The 23,775-nt window shown below is 61.5% G+C and carries 26 protein-coding genes, 1 tRNA gene and 1 pseudogene; 22 read left to right on the forward strand and 6 right to left on the reverse strand.

What is annotated here, in order from left to right:
* The first annotated feature begins 111 nt into the window (after positions 1–111).
* Complete coding sequence (locus tag WI754_RS12785; protein ID WP_349433812.1) at positions 112–378, forward strand: DUF1488 domain-containing protein; 267 nt, start codon at positions 112–114, stop codon at positions 376–378.
* Positions 379–632: 254 nt separating this feature from the next.
* Here the strand turns inward: WI754_RS12785 and WI754_RS12790 are convergent, their stop codons facing one another.
* Entirely contained in the window at positions 633–938 is a 306-nt protein-coding gene (locus tag WI754_RS12790) for a hypothetical protein (protein WP_349433814.1), read from the reverse strand.
* A gap of 384 nt (positions 939–1,322) precedes the next feature.
* Here WI754_RS12790 and WI754_RS12795 point away from each other — a divergent pair, with 384 nt between their 5' ends.
* The 7 genes and pseudogenes from WI754_RS12795 to WI754_RS12825 all read left to right on the forward strand — a co-directional run bounded on the left by WI754_RS12795 (position 1,323) and on the right by WI754_RS12825 (position 7,995).
* Positions 1,323–1,760 carry a DUF6163 family protein gene (locus WI754_RS12795; protein WP_349433816.1) on the forward strand — a complete coding sequence of 146 codons (438 nt, stop codon included), beginning with the start codon at positions 1,323–1,325 and terminating at the stop codon, positions 1,758–1,760.
* Between the two features lie 131 nt (positions 1,761–1,891).
* Positions 1,892–2,404: a MarR family winged helix-turn-helix transcriptional regulator gene (locus tag WI754_RS12800; RefSeq protein ID WP_018326047.1), complete on the forward strand. Its 513-nt coding sequence runs from the start codon at positions 1,892–1,894 to the stop codon at positions 2,402–2,404.
* A gap of 502 nt (positions 2,405–2,906) precedes the next feature.
* Positions 2,907–4,232, forward strand: coding sequence for a L,D-transpeptidase family protein (locus WI754_RS12805; RefSeq protein ID WP_349433817.1), 1,326 nt, complete (start codon positions 2,907–2,909; stop codon positions 4,230–4,232).
* 172 nt (positions 4,233–4,404) lie between these two features.
* A complete protein-coding gene (gene glyA / locus WI754_RS12810) occupies positions 4,405–5,706 on the forward strand; it encodes a serine hydroxymethyltransferase (RefSeq protein WP_349433818.1) in 1,302 nt (433 codons plus the stop codon).
* 12 nt (positions 5,707–5,718) lie between these two features.
* Positions 5,719–6,192, forward strand: coding sequence for a transcriptional regulator NrdR (nrdR, locus tag WI754_RS12815; RefSeq protein WP_264265880.1), 474 nt, complete (start codon positions 5,719–5,721; stop codon positions 6,190–6,192).
* Positions 6,193–6,264: 72 nt separating this feature from the next.
* A pseudogene (ribD, locus tag WI754_RS12820) lies at positions 6,265–7,375 on the forward strand (bifunctional diaminohydroxyphosphoribosylaminopyrimidine deaminase/5-amino-6-(5-phosphoribosylamino)uracil reductase RibD).
* The gene (locus WI754_RS12825) at positions 7,375–7,995 is read left to right on the forward strand and encodes a riboflavin synthase (protein WP_349433819.1); all 621 of its coding nucleotides are present in this window, start codon (positions 7,375–7,377) and stop codon (positions 7,993–7,995) included. The pseudogene ribD and the gene WI754_RS12825 overlap by 1 nt, the downstream one beginning before the upstream one ends.
* An 18-nt stretch (positions 7,996–8,013) precedes the next feature.
* Here WI754_RS12825 and WI754_RS12830 read toward each other — a convergent pair whose 3' ends face one another.
* The 3 genes from WI754_RS12830 to WI754_RS12840 all read right to left on the reverse strand — a co-directional run bounded on the left by WI754_RS12830 (position 8,014) and on the right by WI754_RS12840 (position 10,988).
* Positions 8,014–9,786: a tetratricopeptide repeat protein gene (locus tag WI754_RS12830; RefSeq protein ID WP_349433820.1), complete on the reverse strand. Its 1,773-nt coding sequence runs from the start codon at positions 9,784–9,786 to the stop codon at positions 8,014–8,016.
* 136 nt (positions 9,787–9,922) lie between these two features.
* Positions 9,923–10,441, reverse strand: a complete 519-nt coding sequence (locus WI754_RS12835; RefSeq protein WP_349433822.1) for a GNAT family N-acetyltransferase — start codon at positions 10,439–10,441, stop codon at positions 9,923–9,925.
* A 43-nt stretch (positions 10,442–10,484) separates the two neighbouring features.
* Positions 10,485–10,988, reverse strand: coding sequence for a cupin domain-containing protein (locus WI754_RS12840; protein WP_349433823.1), 504 nt, complete (start codon positions 10,986–10,988; stop codon positions 10,485–10,487).
* Between the two features lie 208 nt (positions 10,989–11,196).
* Here WI754_RS12840 and ribH point away from each other — a divergent pair, with 208 nt between their 5' ends.
* The 4 genes from ribH (at position 11,197) to WI754_RS12860 (ending at position 15,738) form a co-directional block, all read left to right on the forward strand.
* Entirely contained in the window at positions 11,197–11,658 is a 462-nt protein-coding gene (gene ribH / locus WI754_RS12845; protein WP_349433824.1) for a 6,7-dimethyl-8-ribityllumazine synthase, read from the forward strand.
* On the forward strand, positions 11,655–12,137 hold the full coding sequence (nusB, locus tag WI754_RS12850) for a transcription antitermination factor NusB (protein WP_018326037.1): 483 nt from the start codon (positions 11,655–11,657) through the stop codon (positions 12,135–12,137). Before ribH ends, nusB begins: the two co-directional genes overlap by 4 nt.
* A gap of 39 nt (positions 12,138–12,176) precedes the next feature.
* The gene (locus tag WI754_RS12855; protein ID WP_349437807.1) at positions 12,177–13,382 is read left to right on the forward strand and encodes an MFS transporter; all 1,206 of its coding nucleotides are present in this window, start codon (positions 12,177–12,179) and stop codon (positions 13,380–13,382) included.
* A 220-nt stretch (positions 13,383–13,602) separates the two neighbouring features.
* Positions 13,603–15,738, forward strand: a complete 2,136-nt coding sequence (locus WI754_RS12860) for a sodium-translocating pyrophosphatase (RefSeq protein ID WP_349433825.1) — start codon at positions 13,603–13,605, stop codon at positions 15,736–15,738.
* Positions 15,739–15,854: 116 nt separating this feature from the next.
* Here the strand turns inward: WI754_RS12860 and WI754_RS12865 are convergent, their stop codons facing one another.
* On the reverse strand, positions 15,855–16,373 hold the full coding sequence (locus WI754_RS12865) for an outer membrane protein assembly factor BamE (protein ID WP_349433827.1): 519 nt from the start codon (positions 16,371–16,373) through the stop codon (positions 15,855–15,857).
* Positions 16,374–16,504: 131 nt separating this feature from the next.
* Here WI754_RS12865 and WI754_RS12870 point away from each other — a divergent pair, with 131 nt between their 5' ends.
* From WI754_RS12870 to WI754_RS12915, 10 genes are all read left to right on the forward strand, one after another.
* On the forward strand, positions 16,505–17,044 hold the full coding sequence (locus WI754_RS12870; RefSeq protein ID WP_349433828.1) for a ubiquinol-cytochrome C chaperone family protein: 540 nt from the start codon (positions 16,505–16,507) through the stop codon (positions 17,042–17,044).
* A gap of 88 nt (positions 17,045–17,132) precedes the next feature.
* Positions 17,133–17,684 (forward strand): DUF177 domain-containing protein, encoded by a 552-nt coding sequence (locus WI754_RS12875; protein WP_349433829.1) that lies wholly within the window; start codon positions 17,133–17,135, stop codon positions 17,682–17,684.
* 204 nt (positions 17,685–17,888) lie between these two features.
* Positions 17,889–18,947 (forward strand): phosphate acyltransferase PlsX, encoded by a 1,059-nt coding sequence (gene plsX / locus WI754_RS12880; protein ID WP_349433830.1) that lies wholly within the window; start codon positions 17,889–17,891, stop codon positions 18,945–18,947.
* Positions 18,948–18,952: 5 nt separating this feature from the next.
* Positions 18,953–19,924, forward strand: a complete 972-nt coding sequence (locus WI754_RS12885; protein ID WP_349433831.1) for a beta-ketoacyl-ACP synthase III — start codon at positions 18,953–18,955, stop codon at positions 19,922–19,924.
* A 94-nt stretch (positions 19,925–20,018) separates the two neighbouring features.
* Positions 20,019–20,357, forward strand: a complete 339-nt coding sequence (locus WI754_RS12890; protein ID WP_026203378.1) for an integration host factor subunit alpha — start codon at positions 20,019–20,021, stop codon at positions 20,355–20,357.
* A gap of 147 nt (positions 20,358–20,504) precedes the next feature.
* On the forward strand, positions 20,505–21,038 hold the full coding sequence (locus WI754_RS12895; RefSeq protein WP_037121666.1) for a MerR family transcriptional regulator: 534 nt from the start codon (positions 20,505–20,507) through the stop codon (positions 21,036–21,038).
* A 138-nt stretch (positions 21,039–21,176) separates the two neighbouring features.
* The gene (locus WI754_RS12900) at positions 21,177–21,422 is read left to right on the forward strand and encodes a DUF982 domain-containing protein (RefSeq protein WP_349433832.1); all 246 of its coding nucleotides are present in this window, start codon (positions 21,177–21,179) and stop codon (positions 21,420–21,422) included.
* Positions 21,423–21,488: 66 nt separating this feature from the next.
* Positions 21,489–21,839, forward strand: a complete 351-nt coding sequence (locus WI754_RS12905) for a hypothetical protein (RefSeq protein ID WP_349433834.1) — start codon at positions 21,489–21,491, stop codon at positions 21,837–21,839.
* A gap of 5 nt (positions 21,840–21,844) precedes the next feature.
* Positions 21,845–22,111 carry a hypothetical protein gene (locus tag WI754_RS12910; protein WP_349433835.1) on the forward strand — a complete coding sequence of 89 codons (267 nt, stop codon included), beginning with the start codon at positions 21,845–21,847 and terminating at the stop codon, positions 22,109–22,111.
* A gap of 355 nt (positions 22,112–22,466) precedes the next feature.
* Entirely contained in the window at positions 22,467–23,237 is a 771-nt protein-coding gene (locus WI754_RS12915) for a DUF2726 domain-containing protein (RefSeq protein ID WP_349433837.1), read from the forward strand.
* A gap of 424 nt (positions 23,238–23,661) precedes the next feature.
* On the opposite strand, the gene WI754_RS12920 is transcribed toward WI754_RS12915, so the two are convergent.
* A tRNA-Pro gene (locus WI754_RS12920) sits at positions 23,662–23,738 on the reverse strand.
* Positions 23,739–23,775: the final 37 nt, after the last annotated feature.

The following is a 23,775-nucleotide window of genomic DNA, read 5'->3' on the forward strand; positions in this document are numbered from 1 at the left end:
CCGGTGGTGGCGCTGTTCCTGATCAAGTCGTCCCTGGTCTTGTCCCTGGCCCTCATCGCCTATTTCGCCATGCGGTAATTGTTTCCGCCTCATGCAAATCGAAAGTGCGTAATGACTCTGTCGTTTCCGAATAGTGCCCGCAGTTATGACGAGACCAAAATGCGTGTCCGGTTTACCGGCTACGATGGCATGTTTGAGGTCAAATTCTTCGTGACCGCCGACGTTCTTGCCAAAGGACTGGTTTTACGGACCGCGGTGGAGCGAGACTATCTCGACGCGTTCGACAAGATGCGTCCCAAAATCCTGGACGTTGCGAAACGCGCATACAATGGCAAGCGGCAAGCAATGGTGCTTCTGGATTTGTCGAACTTCAGATAATCCCGCCCAAAAAACATCCGTCCGGCAAAGCGCCCCCGCCGCCTATCCTGCGCGCCATGCCTCCTGATTCTGTGAAAGTCCCGAACGGCGCGAGTTCTGTTGTGGCAGGCGAGGACGTCGCGGCGGATGGGCGTGCGGGCACGACAGATAGCGAGGCCGCCGCCCCCATACAGCCCAAAACACGCGGCGGCCTCTAACCCTGCCCAGGGCTGGAAGTATGACGATCGCGCATCAGGAATTATTCATGGCCGCCGCTAGTTTTGCATGCGCTTTGCCGGAACCTGTTTTTCCAGTTTTTTGGCGTAGCGGATCAGATGGGCTCCGAGTTCCTTGGCCGCGGCCGGAGACATTGCGACCTGAAGCTGATGCGGAGAAAGTTCCGTGTCCCGGTACAAATCCCATTCCTTCTTGGAGATAGCGTACCCGACCCGCATGATGATGTGATACGGGTCCGCGGTGGCCGTGCCCCATTCCAGGAGGGTATAGGCTTTCAGTTTGTTTTCGAGGTCGACATCCCATTTCGACATGTCGTTTTCGCTCACGGCAAGAGCCTTCCCCATGGTCGTTTCATCACGTTGCTGTTGACGATACTGCGCGTTGGTTACTGTCAATAATTACCTGTAAATCTTTGAAAGTGCGCTCCCCTTTTAGACGTAAACGCCATCCGGAAAAGGAGAGATGCCGACCATGAGCATGAACGCCCACATGCAAGCAGCTACCGTCGGCAGCGATCAGGACAGCTTTTGTCGGGGGGCTGGAGGCGCTTGCGGCGCATCCTTGCTACCACCAATGTGCTCGACCCCATGGCCGCCTAGCGTGACTGCCCGCTCGGGAGTTTGACGCCGATCCAGCCTGTCATCGCCTGTCACCTCATCATCCGCAGCCGGCCCTTGTCGAAAATATCCGTCTGGCTAACCCCGGCCTCGCCACGTATCCTCCGCGCCATGGCTCCTGATTCTGTGAAAGTCCCGAAACTGTCGCTGACGGAAACGATCTTCGGGTTGTTGCTGCGGCTGGTTGCGGTCGCATGTTTCTGGTTCGGGCTCAATTACTGGGCGCTTCTGATCGGCTTCTCGTTCGAGGGGAGCGGGCGGTTCGATCTGTTGCCGGTACCCTGGCGCGTGGCGGCCACGGCGCTCGCGGTGGTCTATCCGGTGGCGGCACTCGGCCTGTGGCTTCTGGTCTCCTGGGGGCCGGTGCTCTGGGTGGTCGCGGCCGCCGCGGAGGTCACCATGTTCGGCTTCTATCCGGAGATCTTCGGGAAGAAGCCGATGCTGCTGATGATGCATGGCGCGGTCGCCGTCACCTTCGTGCTTTTTCGGCTTGCGATCGTCTACCAGCGGGCCAAACAGGCCAGAGCTGCAAGAAATGATTTACCCTGAGACAAGGGCTGTGGATGGTAAGGCGCTGTTAAGGCTGTAGTTTAAGTCGAATTTTATACGTATTCGATAATGTCTCACTCAAGGCGGGAAGAGAAACATACACCGCCAAACAAAACAGTGAGGCAGTCATCATGAACACCAAAATGAAACCGCAGGCCGTTGCCGTCAAAGATCCGCATGAAGACGCGATCCGTTCGCTCTACATGGAATCCCTCCACCTCGTCGAGCGCCTTCACCGCCGTCTCCTTGACGTCATCAAGGACGAATTCGACCGCTCCGGCCGCTCGGACGTCAACGCCGTCCAGGCGCTTCTCCTCTTCAACATCGGCAATTCCGAACTGACGGCCGGCGAACTGCGCTCGCGCGGTTATTACCTCGGCTCCAACGTATCCTACAATGTTAAAAAGCTGGTTGATCTCGGCTTCATCAACCACCAGCGCTCGCGCATCGACCGCCGCTCGGTCCGCATCAGCCTGACGGACGACGGCCAGGAGATCGCCGAAACGGTCGCCAAACTCTACGAACGCCATATCGGCTCGATCCAGAAGGTCGGCGGCATCGGCACCGACGAGTTCGGCCAGATGAACAAGCTCCTGCAGCGTCTCGACCGCTTCTGGAACGATACGATGCTCTACAAGCTGTAGGCGCCGCCGGCGCCTGCAAAATCGTGATGCATTGCTGACGGGTGCGCGGGGAGCGCACCCGTTCGCGCTTCTGGAGGCAGGGCTGAAAGACTGGTGACGGCCTCAGGCGTGCGTCGCAAAAGTACGCTTTAAAAATCTGAATAGTCTCAATGGTTGTATTTGGTGTCGTCGCTTAAGCGATGTTTTTGACGAGCAGTCAGGGCGGCATGCGGGCGCGGAACCTGGGTGTTGCCGAAATCCCGCGACAATCAGGGCGCGAGCCGATGCGTCGCGCTGCGGCTGCAAGGCGACACGAATTGGCCATATTGCTGTGACAGCGACGACGGACACGAAAATGCGAGCCTGAGGGTTCTCGCTCCTCCTGCTGCCGCAGCGTCGCGGACGGCACATCGCGGTCACGATCTCGCGAATGTGAACTGCGGCTTGGGGGATATGGTTTGCGTTTGTTAACTGTATTTGTGATAGCGCTGCGTTTGCGCCGCAGCATTGGATGGTAGGACCTATGTCGAAGAAAAACGGAATTGATGCTTTCTCACGCCGCAGCTTCCTGGCCTCGGCCGCAGCCTTCGGCGCGGCGACATGGGCCGGCGGCGCACTTGCGCAGGATGCGCTCGACGAGATCATCAATGCACCGCGTCGCGGCGCCTGGGACGACCAGTTCGACGCCAAGGCATCGCGAAGCGCCACCGCCGTTGTTTCCAACACGCCGATCTTCGGCATGGATACGCTTGCCAACACGCAGAACGCCGTTGCACAATACCAGCAGATCGTATCCGCCGGCGGCTGGCCGCAGGTCAATTCCTCCGTTCGCCTGGAGATGGGCGTTTCCGATCCGTCCGTACAGGCTCTGCGCCAGCGCCTGATCATTTCCGGTGACCTTTCGCAGTCCGCCGGGATTTCCAACGCGTTCGACAGCTATGTCGACGGCGCGGTCAAGCGCTTCCAGGCCCGCCACGGCCTGCCTGCCGACGGCGTGCTCGGCGAATATTCCATGAAGGCGATGAACATTGCCGCGGATGTTCGCTTGCAGCAGTTGAATACCAATATTGTCCGCCTCCAGTCGATGTCGGGCGACCTCGGCAGCCGCTACGTGGTGGTGAACATTCCGGCTGCCTATATCGAAGCCGTCGAAAACGGCCGCGTGGCGACGCGCCATACGGCCGTCGTCGGCCGTATCAGCCGTCCGACCCACATCATCAACTCGAAGATCTACGAGGTCATCCTCAATCCCTATTGGACGTCTCCGCGCTCGATCGTCGAAAAGGACATCGTTCCGTTGATGCGCAAGGATCCGGAATATCTGAAGAAGAATTCGATCCGCCTCATCGACGGACAGGGCAACGAGGTCGCTCCCGAAACGATCGACTGGAATGCCGAAAAGGCACCGAACCTGACGTTCCGCCAGGATCCCGGCAAGACCAACGCCATGGCCTCGACGAAGATCAATTTCCATAACGAGAACAACGAGTACATGCACGACACGCCGCAGCAGGGCCTGTTCAACAAGCTCGCCCGCTTCGAGAGTTCGGGCTGCGTGCGCGTTCAGAACGTTCGCGATCTGACGACCTGGCTTCTGCGCGACACGCCCGGCTGGTCGCGTCAGCAGATCGAGGCGACGATCCGTTCGGGTCAGAATTCGCCGATCCAGCTTGCGGTGGAGGTTCCGGTCTACTTCAAATACATCACCGCCTGGGCGGCAACGGACGGCATCGTCCAGTTCCGCGACGACATCTATCAGATGGACGGCGAGCAGGAACTGGCGCTGCAGACCACGACCGGCATCGAGCAGGCTGCAGGTTCGGTCGAGGAGGACTTGCTGCCGCAATAAGGCGATCTGCCTTTCTTTTCGCAAGGCCGTGTATCCCTTGAGGATGCGCGGCCTTTCGCATTCTGGTTCCGGCGCGGCAGGTGGGGGAAATGGCGCAAATCGCACAGCCCGTATTGCCCTTGCCATGCGAGGACGATAAACAGCGTGCCACGGTCTCACAGGAGCTTTGAGAATGAGCGTTTCTTCCGCCGCCAATGACGTATTCTTCAGCCGTTCCCTTGCCGACAGCGATCCGGACATTTTCGGCGCAATCGAGAAGGAACTCGGCCGCCAGCGTCATGAAATCGAGCTGATCGCCTCGGAAAACATCGTCTCGCGCGCCGTTCTGGAAGCGCAGGGCTCGATCATGACTAACAAATATGCCGAGGGTTATCCGGGCAAGCGCTACTATGGCGGCTGCCAGTTCGTCGATATCGCCGAAGAACTCGCGATCGAACGCGCCAAGAAGCTGTTCGGCGTCAATTTCGCCAACGTTCAGCCGAACTCGGGTTCGCAGATGAACCAGGCGGTGTTCCTGGCGCTGCTGCAGCCGGGCGACACCTTCATGGGCCTTGATCTGAACTCGGGCGGTCACCTGACGCACGGTTCGCCGGTCAACATGTCCGGCAAGTGGTTCAACGTCGTGTCCTACGGCGTGCGTGAAGGCGACAACCTGCTCGACATGGATGCCGTTGCCGAAAAGGCACGCACCCACAAGCCGAAGCTGATCATCGCCGGCGGCACTGCCTATTCCCGTATCTGGGACTGGAAGCGCTTCCGCGAGATTGCCGATGAGATCGGTGCATATCTGATGGTCGACATGGCGCACATCGCCGGTCTCGTTGCCGGCAACCAGCATCCGTCGCCGTTCCCGCACTGCCATGTTGCGACGACCACGACGCACAAGTCGCTGCGCGGCCCGCGTGGCGGCATGATCCTCACCAATGACGAGGATCTGGCGAAGAAGTTCAACTCGGCCGTCTTCCCCGGCCTCCAGGGCGGCCCGCTGATGCATGTCATCGCTGCAAAGGCCGTTGCCTTCGGCGAAGCCCTGAAGCCGGAGTTCCAGGACTACGCGGCCCAGATCGTCAAGAACGCCAAGGCGCTTTCGGAAACACTGGTCGCCGGCGGCCTCGACATCGTCTCGGGTGGCACCGACAACCACCTGATCCTGGTCGACCTGCGCAAGAAGAACGCCACCGGCAAGCGCGCCGAGGCGGCTCTCGGCCGCGCCTACGTCACCTGCAACAAGAACGGCATCCCGTTTGATCCGGAAAAGCCCTTCGTTACCTCCGGTATCCGTCTCGGCACCCCGGCCGGCACGACGCGCGGTTTCAAGGAAGCCGAATTCCGCGAGATCGGCAACCTGATCGTCGAAGTTCTCGACGGCCTGAAGGTGGCGAACTCGGATGAAGGCAACGCCACTGTCGAAGCAGGTGTTCGCGAGAAGGTGGTGAAGCTCACCGACCGTTTCCCGATGTACCCTTACCTGTAATCAGGAGCCCGGATGCGCTGCCCCTATTGCGGATCGGAAGACAGCCAGGTGAAGGATAGCCGTCCTGCAGAGGACGGCGCCGCCATTCGCCGCCGGCGCATCTGCCCGGATTGCGGCGGACGCTTCACGACCTTCGAACGGGTGCAGCTGCGGGAACTGATGATCCTGAAAAAGACCGGCCGCAAGGCGCCGTTCGACCGCGACAAGCTGTTGCGGTCGTTCGAGATCGCGCTGCGCAAGCGGCCGGTCGATCGCGACCGGATCGAGCGGGCCGTTTCCGGCATCGTCCGGCGGCTGGAAAGCTCCGGCGAGACGGAAATCCCCTCGGAGGAGATCGGCCTGCAGGTGCTCGAGGCCCTGAAGGGTCTCGACGACGTTGCCTTCGTCCGCTACGCCTCGGTCTATCGCGATTTCTCCCATGCGGAGGATTTCGAGAAGGTGATCGCCGAGATCAGCGCCAAGATCGCGCGCGATCCCGGGGCCTGACCGCCATTGAGGCTGACGCCGCCGAAAGGCGGCGTTTGACGTTTGAGGGTCAAGGAGCGGAACTTCATCGACATGGAAGACACGGCGCAAGACGAACGGTTCATGGTGGAGGCGCTGAGGCTTGCGCATCAGCATCTCGGTGCCACCGGCTCCAATCCCTCCGTCGGCTGCGTGATCGTCCGCAACGATGGCGACGGTCCGAAGATCGTCGGCAGCGCCGTCACCGCGATCGGCGGCCGGCCGCATGCGGAGACGCAGGCTCTGGCCGCGGCTGGAGAGGCGGCGCGTGGCGGGACGGCCTATGTGACGCTCGAACCCTGCTCCCATCACGGCAAGACGCCGCCCTGCGCCGATGCGCTGATTGCAGCCGGTGTGGCCCGTGTCGTCGTTGCGGTGACGGACCCCGACGAAAGGGTCGCAGGCCGCGGGCTTGCCATGCTGCGCGCGGCCGGCATCGACGTCGTGACGGGCGTGCTGGAGGAGGAGGGCGAGCGGGAGCTCGAGGCCTACCTCATGCGCAAGCGCAACAGCCGGCCGTATGTTATCCTGAAACTTGCGGTTTCCGCCGACGGCATGATCGGGCTGAAGGGTCAGGGGCAGGTGCGCATCACCGGCGCGCCGGCCCGCGAGTTCGTGCACCGACTGCGGGCGGAGACCGACGCGATTCTCGTCGGTATCGGCACGGCGATTGCCGACGATCCGGAACTGACCGCCCGTATTCCCGGGCTCGAGCATCGCTCGCCGCTGCGCATCGTCATATGGCGATCTCGACCTGTCGCCCGTTTCGAAACTGGCGCAGACCGCGCGCAACGTTCCGGTGCTCGTCGTGGCAGCGCAGGAGAACGGCTCGGTGGCGTTCAACCAGCGGCGGCAGGCGCTCGAAACGCTCGGCATCGAAGTCGTCGTCTGCGATCCCTCCGCCCCCGGCGATCTGCTCGCCGCGCTGGCCACCCGAGGGGTATCCTCACTTCTGGTCGAGGGTGGCGCACGGACGGCACAGACGTTCCTCAATGCCGGGCTCGTCGACCGGATTTTGCTGTTTACCGGCCCGGCTACCCTTGGCGAAGAGGGGGTGCCATCCCCACTTGATCGGAACCTTTTGCCCGTGGGTTTCCTCCACACGCGGACGGACACCTTCGGTGACGACCTTCTCGACACCTACGAATACGAAAGAGCCCCCTGATGTTCACCGGCATTATCACCGATATCGGCACCGTCGAAACAATCACCCCGCTCGACGAGGGCATCAAGCTGAAGATCGCCACCGCCTATGATCCGAAGGGCATCGACATCGGCGCCTCGATCGCCTGCTCGGGTGTCTGCCTCACGGTGACGACCTTGCCGCAGGAGGGCGCCAACGGTCGCTGGTTCGAGGTCGAGGCGTGGGAAGAGGCGCTGCGGCTGACGACGATCTCGTCCTGGAAGGCCGGGCAGCCGATCAACCTGGAGCGCTCGCTGAAGATCGGCGACGAACTGGGCGGCCATCTCGTCTCCGGTCATGTGGACGGCAAAGCTGAAATCCTCTCGGTCGAGACGGAAGGCGAGGCAACGCGGTTTCGGCTGCGTGCACCGGACCATCTGGCGAAATTCGTCGCGCCCAAGGGTTCGGTCGCCCTCGACGGCACCTCGCTGACGGTCAACGCCGTCGACGGCGCGGAGTTCGACGTGCTGCTCATCCGCCATTCGCTTGAGGTGACGACCTGGGGCCAGCGCAAGGCGGGCGACTTCGTCAATTTCGAGGTCGACACGATGGCGCGCTATGCGGCGCGGCTGGCGGAGTTTCCGGCGCCGAAGGGCGAATGAGTGTGAGGCATTCGCGCCTCAAACAGCAAGACCGAGCCGCCGCAGACCCTCGACACGCAACTCGAAATCGGCAGGGTTCTTGAACGGCAACACACGCCGTCGGTGTTCGATCGAGTAGTCGGGATCGATCCTCAAGGCCTGCGTCCAGGCGGATCGCCCCTCCTCGTTTCGTCCGAGATGGCCGTAGCACGACGCCAGCAAAGCGTGGGCCGTGGCCGACTCCGGATTGCGCGCGAGCCGCTTGCGGAGCGTCTCGGCAGCCAGGTCGAACTGGCCCAGCGAGAGCTGCGCTTCGGCGAGAAATTGCAGCGCAATTTCAGGATAGAAGGGGTCCAGCTGCATGTAGCTTTCGAGCGTCTCGACCGCCTCGGACGCGAGGCCGCTGAAGATCTGGATGTGTGCCTTCAGAACACGCGCGTCCGCCGCACTGGGCTTGAGGGCAATGCAGCGCGCCGCTGCATCGAGAGCCTTGTCGATCTCCCGAGTCCACAACAGGGCGACGCCCATGGCGAAATGCGCCTCGGGCTCTTCGTCGTCCATCACGACGGCGCGACGGGCGAGATCGAGGCCGATCGACAGAGCCGCATCCGGCTCGGCGGCCCAACCGTTCACATAGTCATTGATGTGGGTGAACGCGGTGAACGCGTACGCCGCCGCACAGTCCGGATCGATATCGATCACCTTTGCCATGGACGCGCGGGCATTCATGTTGCCGGCCCGCGTATGGAGCCACACCTGATCACGCCCCTGCAGGAAGTAGTTGTAGGCCGTGATGTCGACAATCCGCTTGCTGGAGAGACGGTCCTTTTCCGAGGTCGTCAGCCTGACCTTGAGCGCCGCGACGATCTGCTGGGTCAGTTCGTCCTGGACGGCGAAGATATCCGTGAGATCCCGGTCGAAACGATCGGCCCAGGCATGGCCGCCCGTCGTCGCATCGATCAACTGCGCGGTGACCCGCACCCGGTTGCCGGCCTTGCGCACGCTTCCTTCGAGCACATAGCGAACCCCCAGGGCGGCCGCGACGTCGCGGATCGAAACGGGGCTTTTCTTGTACACGAAACAGGAATTGCGGGCGATGACATGCAGTTCCGAGAGTTTCGCCAGGTCCGTGATGATATCCTCGCTGATCCCGTCCGAAAAATATTCCTGGTCCGCATCCCCGCTCATGTTGTTGAAGGCGAGCACGGCAATCGACGTCTTCTCCGTTCGCGACGGGTGCGATGATGTCGACGTTGTGCCGGTGGCGAGGGGGTGCCGGGCGTCACCGTTGACGAGGCAGAAAATCTCGATGGGCCGCGCGATGTTCTTGACCGTCTGTGATCCGCGACTCTCGATTCCGACGGGGATCTTGTCGCGCACCTGATCGGCGGCGGAACGGGAGATGTAGATCCCTCCGGGCTGCGCCAGGGCCTCGATCCGGGCTGCAACATTGACGCCGTCGCCGTAAATATCGTCTCCATCGACGATCACGTCGCCGACATTGATGCCGATACGGAACTGGATCCGGTTTTCGGGAGAACTGCCAGGGTCGTGCTCCGGCACCAGTTTCTGGATCTCCATGGCGCAGGTGACGGCCTCGACGGCGCTTGCGAACTCCAGGAGGGCGCCATCGCCCATAAGCTTGACCATGCGGCCGCAATGGCGCGCGACGGCCGGGTCGATGACGGCTCCCCGCAACGCCTTGAGGCGGGCTAGCGTGCCGGCCTCATCGGTCTCCATCAGGCGCGAGTAACCGACCACATCGGCCGCAAGTATGGCAGCAAGCCTGCGCTGAACATGCTCGCCCGTCATGGTGCAGACCCATCCTTGTCGTGTGAGGCGGCGAACGCGCCGCCATGAGGACTCTAAACCTGATCGGTCCGCTTGACCATCGCGGTGTTCCCCTTGGTATGGGGTGATGGGATCAGGGGCGGCGACATCCCGGACCCTACCGCTCCAGCAAGATCACCTGCGCCCCGTGATAGACCGTCCGCCGCGCTTCCCTGAACTGCAGTTTCGACGCCACCCTGAGCGAGGCGAGATTGGCGACGTCGATGATGCAGGTCTTTTTCAGCGTGGGAAACTGCTGGTCGCCCCAGCGCAGCGCTGCTTCGACGGCTTCTGTCGCGAGGCCGCGGCCGTGGGAGCGGGGGGAGAGGGCCCAGCCGGTCTCCATCGTGCCTTCGAGAGACGGGCTGATGACGCGGTGGAGATCGTGAAAGCCGGCCTCGCCGATGAACTGGCCGGTCTCGCGGTCCTGCAGCGCGAAAAAGCCGAAGCCGAAATAGTGCCACATGCCGACCTGGCGCAGAAACCGCGTCCACGCCTGTTCGCGCGAAAAGGGCACGCCGCCGATGAAGCGCGTCACCTCGGGATCGGCGAAAAGGGTGCTGTAGGGGCCGAAATCGTCGCGGCGGTAGGGGCGCAGGATCAGGCGTTCGGTCTCGATAGTGGGGACGCTGTGCATGAGGGCTGTTCAGTCCGGTTGGAAATGCGATTCCCTCATAGGATCAGATTCCCGGCTCGCCGTCCCAATAATCGACTTCGCTTTCCCGTCGCCCGACGAAGCGGAACCTCGGCTTGCCGCCGTCCGTTGCCCGCGCCTTTGCCAGGAACTTGCCGGAATCCGGATATTCGACGATTTCGGCCTTCGCATTGGCGGAGATGGAGAGGTATTTCAGCGGGACCGTACCGGTGTTGATCAGGTGGTGGGCGGTCTCAGGGCCGCCTGCCGGGGCGCCGAGAACGTCTCCGGGCTTGACGGGATAGCGGTTCGGACCGAAGCGGTATTCGCCATCGCCGCTCAGGATGACGAACAGCTCTTCCTCGATATGGTGATTGTGAAACGGACAGCCGGACTTGCCCGGCGGCACTTCGCCATAGCCGATGCCGAGGTCCTTGAGGCCGAGTAGCGCACCGAAGGAGGCGTCACGGGACTCGAAAAACGTGCCTTCCTGCCAGTGTTCGAGCTCGAGTTCGGCGAGGTTGATGATCGGTTCTTGCAAATCTGTCATGTTTTTCTCCATTCCCTATCAAATTGTACAGAGACGCCATGAGATTGAAAAGGCGGCGGCAATTCGAGCCTTTGATGCGTGAGCCCTCCAAGCGCCGCCGCAAATCGGCGCCTTTCAGCGAAAAATGCTTGCCAACCGGGCTCTAGCGTGATTTGACCGCCGCCTGCGCTGGAGATGTCCGGCCCCCCCCATTTCAGACAGGTGACAAATGTCCGATACCGAGAAACCACATATCCTCATTGTGGAAGCGCGCTTCTATGACGACATGGCCGACGCGCTGCTCGATGGTGCGACCTCGGCGCTGAAAGAGGCCGGCGCGACCTATGACGTCGTGACGGTCCCCGGCGCGCTCGAAATCCCAGCCGCCATCGCCATGGCGCTCGATGGCATTGACAATGGCGGCACCGAATATGACGGTTTCGTCGCGCTCGGCATGGTCATCCGCGGCGAGACCTATCACTTCGATATCGTTTCCAACGAATCCTCACGTGCCCTGATGGACCTCGCCGTCAGCGAGAGCCTTGCCATCGGCAACGGCATCCTGACGGTCGAGAACGATGCGCAGGCCTGGGCCCGCGCCAAGAAGAGCGAAGGCGACAAGGGCGGTTTTGCCGCCCGCGCGGCGCTGACCATGATCGACCTGAAGAACAAGCTGGGCGGCGAACTGTGAGCGATATTCCTTCCGACCCGCCGATCAAGCAGGCAAACCAGCGCGGGGCTGCCCGTCTTGCCGCCGTGCAGGCGCTTTACCAGATGGACATCGGCGGCACCGGCGTGCTGGAGATCGTCGCCGAATACGAGGCCCACCGGCTGGGCCAGGAACTCGACGGCGATACCTATCTGAAGGCGGACGCCTCCTGGTTCCGCTCGATCGTTTCCGGCGTCGTGCGTGACCAGCGTCTGCTCGATCCCTTGATCGGTACGGCTCTACAGGACGACTGGGCGCTGTCGCGTCTGGACTCGACGGTCCGCGCCATCCTGCGCGCCGGTACGTTCGAACTTCGCGAGCGCAAGGACGTGCCCGTCGCCGTGATCGTCACCGAATATGTCGAGATCGCCAAGGCCTTCTTCGAAGACGACGAGCCGAAGCTCGTCAATGCGGTGCTCGACCGGATCGCCCGGACCATCAGAACCGACGTCAAGAAATAGGATCATTCGATGACAGTGCAGGCAGGCGTGGTGCGGGACATGGATCATGAACTGCGCGGCGCCCGCCGCAATGTCTATCTTCTGACGGCCGCTCAAGCCGTCCTCGGCACGATCGGGCCGATCGTTTTTTCCGTCGGCGGCGTCGCCGGTTATCAGCTTCTCGGCGACGACAAGTCGCTCGCGACCGCGCCGCTCACGGGTTTCAACGTCGGCGTGGCGCTCGGGGCGGTCTTCGTCGCTGCCGTTTCCAGACTGCTTGGCCGCAAGGCAGCCTTCATGGTCGGCGCCCTGCTTGGCGCCTGTGGCGGTATGCTTGCGGCCTATGCGCTATTTCTGAACGACTTCTGGCTGTTTGCGTTGGGCCTGTGCGTATCGGGTGTGGCCGGGGGCTTTACCCAGAAACTGCGTTTTGCTGCGGCGGATGCCTCGCCCAGGTTCTACAAACCGCGGGCGATTTCGTGGATCCTGGCCGGCGGCATGATTTCCGCCGTGCTCGGGCCGCAGCTCGTCATCCTGACCAGGGATATGCTGGCGCCGGTTTTCTTCGCCGGCGCCTTCCTCGCGGTGATCCCGACCTGTTTCGCAGCCATCGCCATCCTGGCCTTCCTGCGGCTGCCGGACCTGCGGCCGGTCGCGGGAGCCGCTCCAACCGGGCCGGTGCGGCCGCTGTGGGAGATTGTGGGCACCCAGCGTTTCCTCACCGGCATGATCTGCGGCATCTCCACCTATGCGCTGATGACCTTCATGATGACCGGCGCGCCGATCGCCATGGTGGTCGGTTGCGGCTTTTCGCAGGACATGGCGACGCTCGGGATCCAGTGGCATGTGCTGGCGATGTTCGCGCCGAGCTTCTTCACCGGCATGCTGGTCAGCCGCTACGGTGCCGAAAGGATCGTGGCCTGCGGTCTGGTGATCCTGATGCTCTGCGCGCTGGTCGCCCATGCGGGGATTGCGCTGTGGAATTTCTGGGGCGCGCTCATCCTGCTCGGTGCCGGCTGGAATTTCGGCTTCATCGGTTCGACCGCGATCGTCGCCTCGAGCTACCGGCCGCAGGAGGCCGACAAGGTGCAGGGCTTCCACGACATCATCCTCTTCACCGCGGTTGCTCTTGCCTCATTCGGTTCGGGCAAGGTCCTGACCGCCTATGGCTGGGATATGCTGAGCGCGGCTGTTTGGCCGGTTACTGCATTTTGCCTTCTATTGCTCATTTCGCTGTTTATTGCCGAAAAGAGGCGTGCTGCCTGAGATTTGACGCCAAAACTGCTTTCTCGCACCTGTAAGCTACCGCCAACATACCGAAAAACGTGGGTTTTTCCGTTTATGGCCGCTTGACGATCCCGATTCGTCACCGCACTCTGCCGCCACGTCTGCTGCCGTCGCTTGAAGAGGAGGCACGGTTCGCAGCGCTTTTTGGGGGCCTGTGGAACGGAGTGAGCCTGCAGGCTTAAACGGAGGAAAGAGCGAAATGACCATACTACTGGGCGTTATCGCATGCGGGTTGCTTTCGGTGGTTTATGCCATCTGGGCGACGCAGTCGGTGCTTGCCGCCGACCAGGGCAATGCCCGCATGCAAGAGATTGCAGGCTTCATACGCGAGGGGGCGCAGGCCTATCTCACCCGTCAATACAAGACCATTGCCCTCGTCGGTATCGTCGTTTTCGTCGCTGCCTGGGTGCTTCTGTCCGCTACCGCCGCCATCGGCTTCCTGATCGGCGCGGTCCTGTCCGGTGCTGCCGGTTTCATCGGCATGCACGTCTCCGTCCGGGCCAACGTGCGCACGGCGCAGGCTTCCTCCGTCAGCCTTGCGGCTGGTCTCGATATCGCCTTCAAGTCCGGTGCGATCACCGGCATGCTTGTCGCCGGTCTGGCGCTGCTCGGCGTGTCGATCTACTACCTCGTGCTGACGGCCGGCCTCGGGCTGCCGGAAGGTTCGCGTGAAGTGATCGACTCGCTTGTGTCGCTCGGCTTCGGTGCCTCGCTCATCTCGATCTTCGCCCGTCTCGGCGGCGGCATCTTCACCAAAGGCGCCGACGTCGGCGGCGACCTCGTCGGCAAGGTGGAAGCCGGCATTCCGGAGGACGATCCGCGCAACCCAGCGACCATCGCCGACAACGTCGGCGACAATGTCGGCGACTGCGCCGGCATGGCCGCCGACCTGTTCGAGACCTATGCGGTCTCGATCGTCGCCACCATGGTCCTGGCGTCGATCTTCTTTGCAACCGGCGCGAACCTTGCGGTGGTGATGGCCTATCCGCTGGCCATCTGCGGTGCCTGCATCATCACCTCGATCATCGGTGCCTTCTTCGTCAAGCTCGGCTCCAACGGCTCGATCATGGGCGCGCTCTACAAGGGGCTGATCGTCACCGGCCTCCTGTCGATCATCGGTCTCGGCGCGGCCACGTCGCTCACCATCGGCTGGGGCTCGATCGGCGCCATCGACGGCAAGGACATCACCGGTGCCAACCTGTTCATCTGCGGCATTCTCGGCCTCGTCGTCACCGCGCTGATCGTGGTGATCACTGAATACTATACCGGCACCAACAAGCGGCCGGTGAATTCCATCGCCCAGGCCTCCGTCAGCGGCCACGGCACCAACGTCATCCAGGGGCTTGCGGTGTCGCTGGAATCGACTGCACTTCCGGCCATCGTCATCGTCGGCGGTATCATTTCGACCTATCAGTTGGCAGGCCTGTTCGGCACCGGCATCGCGGTCACTGCCATGCTCGGCATCGCTGGCATGATCGTGGCGCTCGATGCCTTCGGTCCGGTGACCGACAATGCCGGCGGCATCGCCGAGATGTCACATCTCCCGCCGGAAGTGCGCAAATCGACCGACGCGCTCGATGCCGTCGGCAATACCACCAAGGCGGTCACCAAGGGGTATGCGATCGGCTCGGCCGGCCTCGGCGCGCTGGTGCTGTTCGCCGCCTATTCGAACGACCTCAAATATTTCGCGGCAAACGGCGACAAGTATCCTTATTTTGCGGATATCGGGGTGATCTCGTTTGATCTGTCCAATCCCTATGTCGTCTCCGGCCTGATCTTCGGCGGGCTCATTCCCTACCTGTTCGGCGGCATTGCCATGACCGCCGTCGGCCGGGCCGCCGGTTCGGTGGTGGAAGAAGTCCGCCGCCAGTTCAAGGAAAAGCCGGGCATCATGGCAGGCACGGACAAGCCGGACTACGGCCGCGCCGTCGATATGCTGACCAAGGCCGCGATCCGCGAAATGATCGTGCCGTCCCTTCTGCCGGTGCTGGCGCCAATCGTCGTCTATTTCGGCGTGCTGGCGCTGTCCGGCTCGAAGGCCTCTGCCTTTGCTGCTCTGGGCGCGTCTCTGCTCGGCGTTATCGTCAACGGCCTGTTCGTTGCGATTTCGATGACCTCGGGCGGCGGCGCCTGGGACAATGCCAAGAAGAGCTTTGAAGACGGCTTCGTCGACAAGGACGGCACGCGGCACATGAAGGGCTCGGAAGCCCACAAGGCTTCCGTCACCGGCGATACGGTCGGCGATCCCTACAAGGATACGGCCGGCCCCGCCGTCAACCCGGCGATCAAGATCACCAACATCGTCGCCCTGCTGCTTCTGGCGGTTCTCGCCTGAATGTTACCGCGCCGCGCGTCTGTTGGCACGCGGCGCTCAATCGCCAAAAAGAAACCCGCGGAAAGCGATTTCCGCGGGCTTCTTTTTGGGTGCGAGGCATGCCGCCTGGCAAATCGTTACAAGCCGTCGGAGAAAAGCGACCGCGCCATGCCCTTGCCGATGCCGTTGCCGCTCAAGAGCTGACCCAGGAAGGTCATTTCCTTGCCGCCGGTCGGCGTCGTGCGGGAAATCACGTCGAAGACCTTGCCGTCCTGCAGCGTGTAGTGCGCCAGTTGCGAGACGACGCCTTCCTTGTCGAAATAGACGGCAAGAACGCTCTGGTCGACGAGCTTAGGCTTCATGAAGGCGACCGGCCGCTGACGCTTCTGCGAGATGTAGTAGAACACTTCATTGTCGAAGGTCGCGGTTGTCGAGGGGGTGCCGAGCGACAGCAGCACCTGTTCGCGGCTGGAGCCGACCGGCGCCAGCGCCAGCGTTTCCTGATCGACGACATAACCCTGATTGATGGTCTGGCTGGTGTTCAGCACCTCTGCCGTCTTGCAGCCCGAAAGGGTCGTTGCGCAAATTGCCACTGTGAAAACGACGTTGTTCAGAAATTTCATGTCTGACTTGAAATACCGTTTCGTCAACGACATCTCCCTCAAGGTAACGCTGGCAGATGCGCCATTGCATTTCGTGCCTGCTTCGGTAAACCAGCTTCAGCGATCATGCAATAACAGGATGCGCGGGCTTGCGCATTTTGAAGCGGTCAAACTTGGGCTTTATGATGATATTCGGACTGTTCGGCAAAAAAAACAGCAACGCGGCCATCGTCGCGCGCCAGTACGATCTTTTGACCGCAGCAGCCCGGCGGCCCTACCTCTATACCGATCTTGGCGTTCCCGATACTGTGATGGGGCGCTTCGAAATGCTGTCGGCAACGCTGATCCTTTATTTCCGGCGCACGCGCAGTTCGCAGCGGGCAGGGCAGGAGATCGCGCAGGAAATCGTCGACGCCTTCTTCGAGGACGTCGATCATTCGATCCGGGAGCTGGGCGTCGGTGACGTCAGCGTACCGAAAAAGATGAAGAAGTTCGCCGCGATGTTCTACGGCCGGCTGGAAAGCTATGCCGCGGCGCTGGACCATAGGGATCGCGACGAACTGGCGGCTGCGTTGAAGCGCAATTTTCACCCGCAGGCGGACGATCCGACCCTCTCCATGCACGGGCTTGCCGGCTATATGCTCCATGCTGAAGCGCAGCTTGCGGAAGAGGGAGAGGATGTCGTAGAAACCGGCCGGATCGACCTGCCGGAAGCGGCGGTCTGAAAACCCGCCTCGCGAGGCGCGACGCCAGAGCCGCAACGAAACCGGCAGCACTATCTTGGGCGGCGACGCTGCCCGAAAGGACTTGACGATGAACCCCGACGAGAAACCCGCATTTTCCTATCCGGTCAAGGTTGGCCATATCTCCGCCAATGCCGTGACGGTTCATCTCGAGGCGAATGAGGGAGAGCGCAAGGCGCTGCGCGACCTGTGGGATGTGTCGGACGTGCTGTCGCTCTCCTCCGATCTGCAGATCGCCCGCTGGAAGAAGGATGGCGTCAAGATCAAGGGCAGGGTCAAGGCGAAGATCGTCCAGGCCTGCGTGGTGACGCTCGAGCCGGTCGAATCGGAGATCGACGAGCCGGTGGACGCGATCTTCGTGCCGGAAGGGTCGCGGCTGGCGCGGATTGCTGCCAATGACAGCGGCGAGATGATTCTCGATCCGGACGGTCCCGATCTTCCCGACATGTTCACCGGCGATACCATCGATGTGGGTGTCACCGTCACCGAACACGCGGCGCTTGCGATCGACCCTTATCCGCGCAAGCAGGGGGCGAGCTTCGGTGAACGGATCGAAAGCAGCGAGAAGGACGATGTCCGTCCAAATCCCTTTGCCGTGCTCAAGGATTGGAAAAAGGACTGAGTCTGGAAAAGGACGCGGCACAATTCGGTTGTCACATCAGCGAAAAACGGTATTTTGGCCGCAATCCAGCCCGTTGGGCCGTTTGCCCCGCAAGCAGGGGCGGTTGCGTCTCAAACGTCATGAAAACACGTGTGTCTCCATCGCTCACACTGATTGCGCCGGGACGAAACATGCAGTGTGGCAGGAACAAAGGATAAGGCACGCGTGGTCAGAATTTCTCTTGATGTGATGGGCGGCGACTTCGGTCCGCAGGTCGTCATCCCGGGTGCCGCAAGGGCGCTCGAACGGCATCCCGATATCCGCTTCGTGCTGTATGGCATCGAGGATCAGTGCGCCCCCCTTTTGGAGAAATATCCGAAGCTGAAGGCGAACAGCACGTTTCATCCGTCCGAACTGGCGATTGCAATGGATGAGAAGCCGAGCCAGGCGCTCAGGCGCGGCCGCGGCAAGGCGAGCATGTGGCAGGCGATCGACGCCGTCAACAAGGGCGAAGCGGACGTGGTCGTTTCCGCTGGCAATACCGGCGCGCTGATGGCGATGTCGGTGTTCTGCCTGCGCACTATGGCCGGCATCCAGCGCCCGGCGATCGCGGCGATCTGGCCGACGCTGAAAGGCGAGAGCATCGTGCTCGACGTTGGTGCGACGATCGGCGCGGACGCGCAGCAGTTGATGGATTTCGCTCTGATGGGCGGCGCCATGGCGCGCGCCTTGTTCGAGGTCGAGCGCCCGACGCTCGGTCTGCTCAATGTCGGCGTCGAGGAGATCAAGGGTCAGGAAGAGGTCAAGGAGGCCGGACGGCTGATCCGCGAAGCGGCGCCCGACGGTATCGACTATCTCGGCTTCGTCGAGGGCGATGACATCGGCCGCGGCACCGTCGATGTCGTCGTCACGGAAGGCTTTTCCGGCAATATCGCGCTGAAGGCATCCGAGGGCACCGCCCGGCAGATCGCCGAATATCTGCGCGCCGCGATGTCGCGCACGCTGCTAGCCAAAATAGGGTATATTCTTGCCAAGGGCGCTTTCGACCGCCTGCGCGAGAAGATGGATCCGCGCAAGGTCAACGGCGGCGTCTTCCTCGGCCTTAATGGTGTCGTGATCAAGAGCCATGGAGGAACCGACGCGGAAGGTTTCGCAGCGGCGATCGACGTCGGCTACGACATGGTCCGCAATGGCCTGAAGGCCAAGATCGAAAACGATTTGCAAAAATACCATGCCTCGCGCCCTTCCGAAGGTGCTGCGCGCGGTATGGCCGACGAGGTTTGAAGAGTATGATCCGTTCTGTGGTTCGCGGTTTTGGGGCATCGCTTCCCAAACGGGTGATGACCAATAGCGAAATGGAAGAGAAGGTTGACACGTCCGACGAATGGATCGTGCAGCGCACAGGCATTCGCCAGCGCCATATCGCCGGCGAGGGCGAAACGACCGCATCGCTCGGCGAGGCGGCAGCGCGCGCAGCGCTCGACAATGCCGGCCTGACGCCCGCCGACCTCGACGTCATCATTCTGGCGACCTCGACACCGGACAACACCTTTCCGGCGACCGCCGTCAACATCCAGAACCGCCTCGGCATGCACCATGGTGCGGCCTTTGACATGCAGGCGGTCTGTTCCGGCTTCGTTTATGCCGTCGCAACAGCCGACGCCTATATCCGCGGCGGTCTTGCCCGGCGCGTGCTGGTGATCGGCGCCGAGACCTTTTCGCGTATTCTCGATTGGAGCGACCGGACGACCTGCGTGCTGTTCGGCGACGGCGCCGGCGCCATCATTCTGGAAGCGCAGGAAGGCAGCGGAACGACCGCTGACCGCGGCGTTCTGACGGCGCAGTTGCGCTCGGACGGCGCGCACAGGGAAAAGCTCTATGTCGATGGCGGCCCGTCCACCACCGGTACCGTCGGCCACCTGCGCATGGAGGGTCGCGAGGTCTTCAAGCATGCGGTCGGCATGATCACCGACGTCATCGAAGCCGCTTTCGAGGCGACCGGCACGACGGCCGAGGACCTCGACTGGCTGGTGCCGCATCAGGCCAACCGCCGCATCATCGACGGATCTGCCAGGAAGCTCGGCATCCCGCTCGACAAGGTTGTGGTCACCGTGGACCTCCACGGCAACACGTCTGCCGCCTCCATTCCGCTGGCGCTCAACGTCGCGGCCTCTGACGGCCGCATCAAGAAGGGTGACCTCGTCCTGCTCGAGGCCATGGGCGGTGGCTTCACCTGGGGTTCCGTGCTGCTGCGCTGGTAAAGAAAAGACAATATAACGCAGAGGCTTGACCGGAATGGACAAGGGCAATACTCTTCCGGGCTAATCGATATTTCAAGAAAATCGGTGGGGGACGATGAGCGGAAAAACGGTGACACGAGCAGACTTGGCCGAATCGGTTTTTCGCAAGGTCGGTCTTTCCCGAACGGAATCGGCCGAACTGGTCGAGACCGTGATCGACGAGATCTGCAACGCCATCGTGCGTGGCGAAAGCGTCAAGCTCTCCTCCTTCGCAACGTTCCAGGTGCGCGACAAGAACGAGCGCATCGGCCGTAACCCGAAAACCGGCGAGGAAGTGCCGATTTCTCCCCGCCGCGTCATGACCTTCAAGGCCTCCAACGTGCTCAAGCAGCGCGTTCTCAAGGCGCATTTATCGCGCAAGGCCAAGCTGAAACCGCAATCGCCGGCTTCGTAATCGCCCACTTATCATTAAAGTGGTTGAAAACACGTCCATAAGCCGTTGAAATGCGCATGATTCGTGTAATCATGCGCATCGCTGGCAGGGATGCCGCACGACGATGTCGTGTTCGCATCAGCCCAGCCGTGTTCGATGGGGGAAGACATGGACAAAAGCCCGGACGCGTTCCGCACCATCAGTGAAGTGGCCGACGATCTCGACCTGCCGCAGCACGTGCTGCGATTCTGGGAGACGCGCTTTCCGCAGATCAAGCCGATGAAACGCGGTGGTGGCCGGCGCTACTACCGGCCGGAAGATGTCGATCTGCTCAAGGGCATCCGCCATCTGCTCTATGATCACGGCTATACCATCAAGGGCGTGCAGAAGCTCCTGAAGATGAACGGCAACAAGTTCGTCGCGGCGATCGCCAGCGGCGACCTCGCCACCGTCGAGGCGCTGGCCGCGGCCAATATCGAAGAGCCGGCACAGCCGAAGCTCGGCAATCCGGAAGAAGACCAGATCGTTGGCCGCGCCAAGGCGCCGGCGAGCCGCCGGTTCTTCTCCTTCGTTGGTGGCAATGACGAAGCGCCGGAAATATCGATCGGCAAGACATCCGTCGGCAAGGAGGATCGCGCCCTGCTGCAGGAAGCGCTCTACGATCTGCTGGAATGCAAGCGCCTGCTCGACCAGGTGCGCTGAGAAAGGGCAGGTGCGCCGGTTTCCGCGCGAACGCGCGGTGCCGATGTGAGCTTGCATCCTGGTCGTCGCTTTCCTCTCTTGCCGTCACGGGCGTGTATGGTACGAACCTCCATCGATTTTACGAGCAAGGCGTAGCGCATGGAAAAGCCCTGGACGAAAAGCGTGACGCTGGCCCTGGAGGGGCCGGGAAAATATGTGACGATCTCCAACATCACCGAGGCGTCCTGGGCGATGATCGAGGACTGGCCGCTCGACGATGCTCCGGCCTTGAACCGCGCGCTCGATATCTGTGCTGCGGCTGTCGAAGGCAAGAGGCCGGCCGAAGATGCGCGAAAGGCGTTTATCGAGGCCGCCGCCGAGGCCGAGATCCATGTTCAGGAGTGAGAGGCCCTTGGTTTCGGCGCCTCGCACCTCCATATCTCCGCTACCTCGGATAAAGAAAAGAACCACATGACGAAATCCCTTCAGGCGAAGTTTCACGCGGACATGCTCGCCCTCTATGATCATTGCGCGCGTTTCGGCTTCCGGCCCGTGCTGTTTCGCCGTCTCGTCATTTTGAAGGGCGGCGTCGAGGCGGCAAAGGAACTGGTGTTCAAGCCGGGCACGACCGGGCTCGAGCGTCTGATGGATGCCGGCAAGTCCGAATTGTCGATGGAGGCGGCGATGGTGCGGGCGCAATATCGCTCGCTGTTTACGCCGCTCGAAATCAAGGAAGCCGAAAAACGCCTTGAGGGGACCGCCACCCGCGAACGCTCCAGAGGCCGGCTCACCGCCACCGTCACCAACCCGAAACAGGCATAGTCATCATGGCAAAGAAGCAGAAGCTCGAGCATTCGGATTTCGCCGGCGAATTCACCGATGACGGCGTCACCGTGCTCGTCGATATCTTCCGCAATGCGGGAAGCGAGGACGGCTGGACGATGGAGGTCATCGACCAGGACGAGGGCCTGACCGTCTGGGAGGAGCCGTTCCCGACCGACAAGGAAGCCTTCGAGGAATTCCTCGCCACGATCGAGCGGGATGGCATCCGGTCGTTTCTGGAGGACCCGGAGCCGGAGGCGTCGGTGCATTGACGCGCGCAACGCTGCTGCGCAGCGGGGAAATATGACAAGGGCTTCAAGTTCCGACCTGAGAGATACGTGACGCTTTGTAGCGGAGACGTGGGTAACACTTTTCGCTTTTACGGGAGGTGTTGATGCCGCAGAGAGACTTCGGTGCTGGAGAAGTCTCCACGTTTTCGCGATAGCATCTCCAGATCGTCGGCGACGTGTGCAAAAAAACAGCGCGTCAGCGGCCGGACAGAGCAAAACCTCATTTCATGGACAGCCGTCGCGCGCCGCGCTAAATGTGCCGGACTAACTCTTTTGTGTAGCTTTTCGCCAACGTGCCCAGCGTTTACGATCTTGGCGCGAAATGGCGGAGAGGGGCATGGACAATCGCCAGGGTCATCGTAATCAGCAAAGGAGGTGGGTGCCACTCACCGCACCTGGACTAGTTATTGGAGCGCTCGCGGTAGGTGCTGCCGGCGGTATGACCGTATACGATCGCCTTGAGATTATTGCATTGATTGAGAAGCCCCCCCTCCTTCTAGTCGCGGTTCTGTTTGTCGGCGCCGTCGCTGGGATGACCGTCGAGCAGTTCCTATCCAGGATGCGAAGGCAGGCATGGCGAGCAAGGAACCGCTCACGCTGGGAGGAAAAACGTAGTGGAGCGAGCATCGCCATTGGGCCTTGGCTTCCAACGAATATTCCGGAGCCGCTGAAACAACGCGATCCTGCTGACCAGCTGCGGATTGTTATGGGAGCGAACTTTACGAGTCAGCCGCTTCTCAACAAGAGCGAAGCGCGCGTGTTTAAGGAACTTGACCGCATCGTGATTGGATGCAACCCTGCGTGGCAGGTGATGGCACAGGTTTCGTTAGGCGAGATACTCCGCAGCAAAGATACAGTCGCGTACAGTTGCATCAACTCAAAACGGGTCGACTTACTGCTGGTTGACGGTAATTGCCAGCCTCGGCACGCCATCGAATATCAGGGCGGGGCGCATCATCAGGGCACCGCGGCCGCGCGCGATGCGATCAAGAAAGAGGCGCTACGACGCGCTGGGATCGGCTATTACGAGGTCGTGGCAGGCCAGACTACTCCGTCGGAACTTAGGCGGTTGGTCGAGAAGCTGGTAGACAAGCCAGGAACACCCTAGTAGCGACCCGCGCCAATGTTTGCTTTGCAAACACGAAGCTCGGCATCGTTAAGAACTCGTTCGTTTATGACAAGCAGGCGGCCGCCATCGAGAACGCGCTCCTGGCGAATCCGAAATGAAGCTCTCCCACCGGATAGCCCAACTCGGCGTCAAAGAGCCTTCAAAAGGCACCTTCAGGTCACATCCCAAGGGGGAAGTGATCCGTGCTGTTGCAGAAGCCCCTGTCAAAAATGCAAAAATTCGCGACCTAGTACCGCGCGAGGATGCCACGGCAGGGCTGAATCGTCGCCATCGCGGGGCGGTGGGCCACCCAAAATCGGTGCTTGAGGCTTTCCGTACCGGCCCCAAACTGGCCCAGATTTTCCGAATTTCCCGCTTTCGAGACATTCCGGTTTCTAAAAGACTGAGGATTTCAAGGAGAAAATGGTCGGAGCGGCGGGATTCGAACCCACGACCCCTTGACCCCCAGTCAAGTGCGCTACCGGGCTGCGCTACGCTCCGAACCGAAAAGAGCCGTATATAATCGGGACTTGAGGCG

Source organism: Pararhizobium sp. A13 (assembly GCF_040126305.1).
In the GTDB taxonomy this organism is placed as follows: Bacteria; Pseudomonadota; Alphaproteobacteria; order Rhizobiales; family Rhizobiaceae; genus Pararhizobium.

Excerpts from the sequence above, each read along its gene's own strand:
- WI754_RS12785 (WP_349433812.1), top strand. The coding sequence starts at position 112 with ATGACTCTGTCGTTTCCGAATAGTGCCCGCAGTTATGACGAGACCAAA.
- WI754_RS12790 (WP_349433814.1), bottom strand. The coding sequence starts at position 938 with ATGGGGAAGGCTCTTGCCGTGAGCGAAAACGACATGTCGAAATGGGAT.
- WI754_RS12795 (WP_349433816.1), top strand. The coding sequence starts at position 1,323 with ATGGCTCCTGATTCTGTGAAAGTCCCGAAACTGTCGCTGACGGAAACG.
- WI754_RS12800 (WP_018326047.1), top strand. The coding sequence starts at position 1,892 with ATGAACACCAAAATGAAACCGCAGGCCGTTGCCGTCAAAGATCCGCAT.
- WI754_RS12805 (WP_349433817.1), top strand. The coding sequence starts at position 2,907 with ATGTCGAAGAAAAACGGAATTGATGCTTTCTCACGCCGCAGCTTCCTG.
- glyA (WP_349433818.1), top strand. The coding sequence starts at position 4,405 with ATGAGCGTTTCTTCCGCCGCCAATGACGTATTCTTCAGCCGTTCCCTT.
- nrdR (WP_264265880.1), top strand. The coding sequence starts at position 5,719 with ATGCGCTGCCCCTATTGCGGATCGGAAGACAGCCAGGTGAAGGATAGC.
- WI754_RS12825 (WP_349433819.1), top strand. The coding sequence starts at position 7,375 with ATGTTCACCGGCATTATCACCGATATCGGCACCGTCGAAACAATCACC.
- WI754_RS12830 (WP_349433820.1), bottom strand. The coding sequence starts at position 9,786 with ATGACGGGCGAGCATGTTCAGCGCAGGCTTGCTGCCATACTTGCGGCC.
- WI754_RS12835 (WP_349433822.1), bottom strand. The coding sequence starts at position 10,441 with ATGCACAGCGTCCCCACTATCGAGACCGAACGCCTGATCCTGCGCCCC.
- WI754_RS12840 (WP_349433823.1), bottom strand. The coding sequence starts at position 10,988 with ATGACAGATTTGCAAGAACCGATCATCAACCTCGCCGAACTCGAGCTC.
- ribH (WP_349433824.1), top strand. The coding sequence starts at position 11,197 with ATGTCCGATACCGAGAAACCACATATCCTCATTGTGGAAGCGCGCTTC.
- WI754_RS12855 (WP_349437807.1), top strand. The coding sequence starts at position 12,177 with ATGGATCATGAACTGCGCGGCGCCCGCCGCAATGTCTATCTTCTGACG.
- WI754_RS12860 (WP_349433825.1), top strand. The coding sequence starts at position 13,603 with ATGACCATACTACTGGGCGTTATCGCATGCGGGTTGCTTTCGGTGGTT.
- WI754_RS12865 (WP_349433827.1), bottom strand. The coding sequence starts at position 16,373 with ATGTCGTTGACGAAACGGTATTTCAAGTCAGACATGAAATTTCTGAAC.
- WI754_RS12870 (WP_349433828.1), top strand. The coding sequence starts at position 16,505 with ATGATATTCGGACTGTTCGGCAAAAAAAACAGCAACGCGGCCATCGTC.
- WI754_RS12875 (WP_349433829.1), top strand. The coding sequence starts at position 17,133 with ATGAACCCCGACGAGAAACCCGCATTTTCCTATCCGGTCAAGGTTGGC.
- WI754_RS12885 (WP_349433831.1), top strand. The coding sequence starts at position 18,953 with ATGATCCGTTCTGTGGTTCGCGGTTTTGGGGCATCGCTTCCCAAACGG.
- WI754_RS12890 (WP_026203378.1), top strand. The coding sequence starts at position 20,019 with ATGAGCGGAAAAACGGTGACACGAGCAGACTTGGCCGAATCGGTTTTT.
- WI754_RS12895 (WP_037121666.1), top strand. The coding sequence starts at position 20,505 with ATGGACAAAAGCCCGGACGCGTTCCGCACCATCAGTGAAGTGGCCGAC.
- WI754_RS12900 (WP_349433832.1), top strand. The coding sequence starts at position 21,177 with ATGGAAAAGCCCTGGACGAAAAGCGTGACGCTGGCCCTGGAGGGGCCG.
- WI754_RS12905 (WP_349433834.1), top strand. The coding sequence starts at position 21,489 with ATGACGAAATCCCTTCAGGCGAAGTTTCACGCGGACATGCTCGCCCTC.
- WI754_RS12910 (WP_349433835.1), top strand. The coding sequence starts at position 21,845 with ATGGCAAAGAAGCAGAAGCTCGAGCATTCGGATTTCGCCGGCGAATTC.
- WI754_RS12915 (WP_349433837.1), top strand. The coding sequence starts at position 22,467 with ATGGACAATCGCCAGGGTCATCGTAATCAGCAAAGGAGGTGGGTGCCA.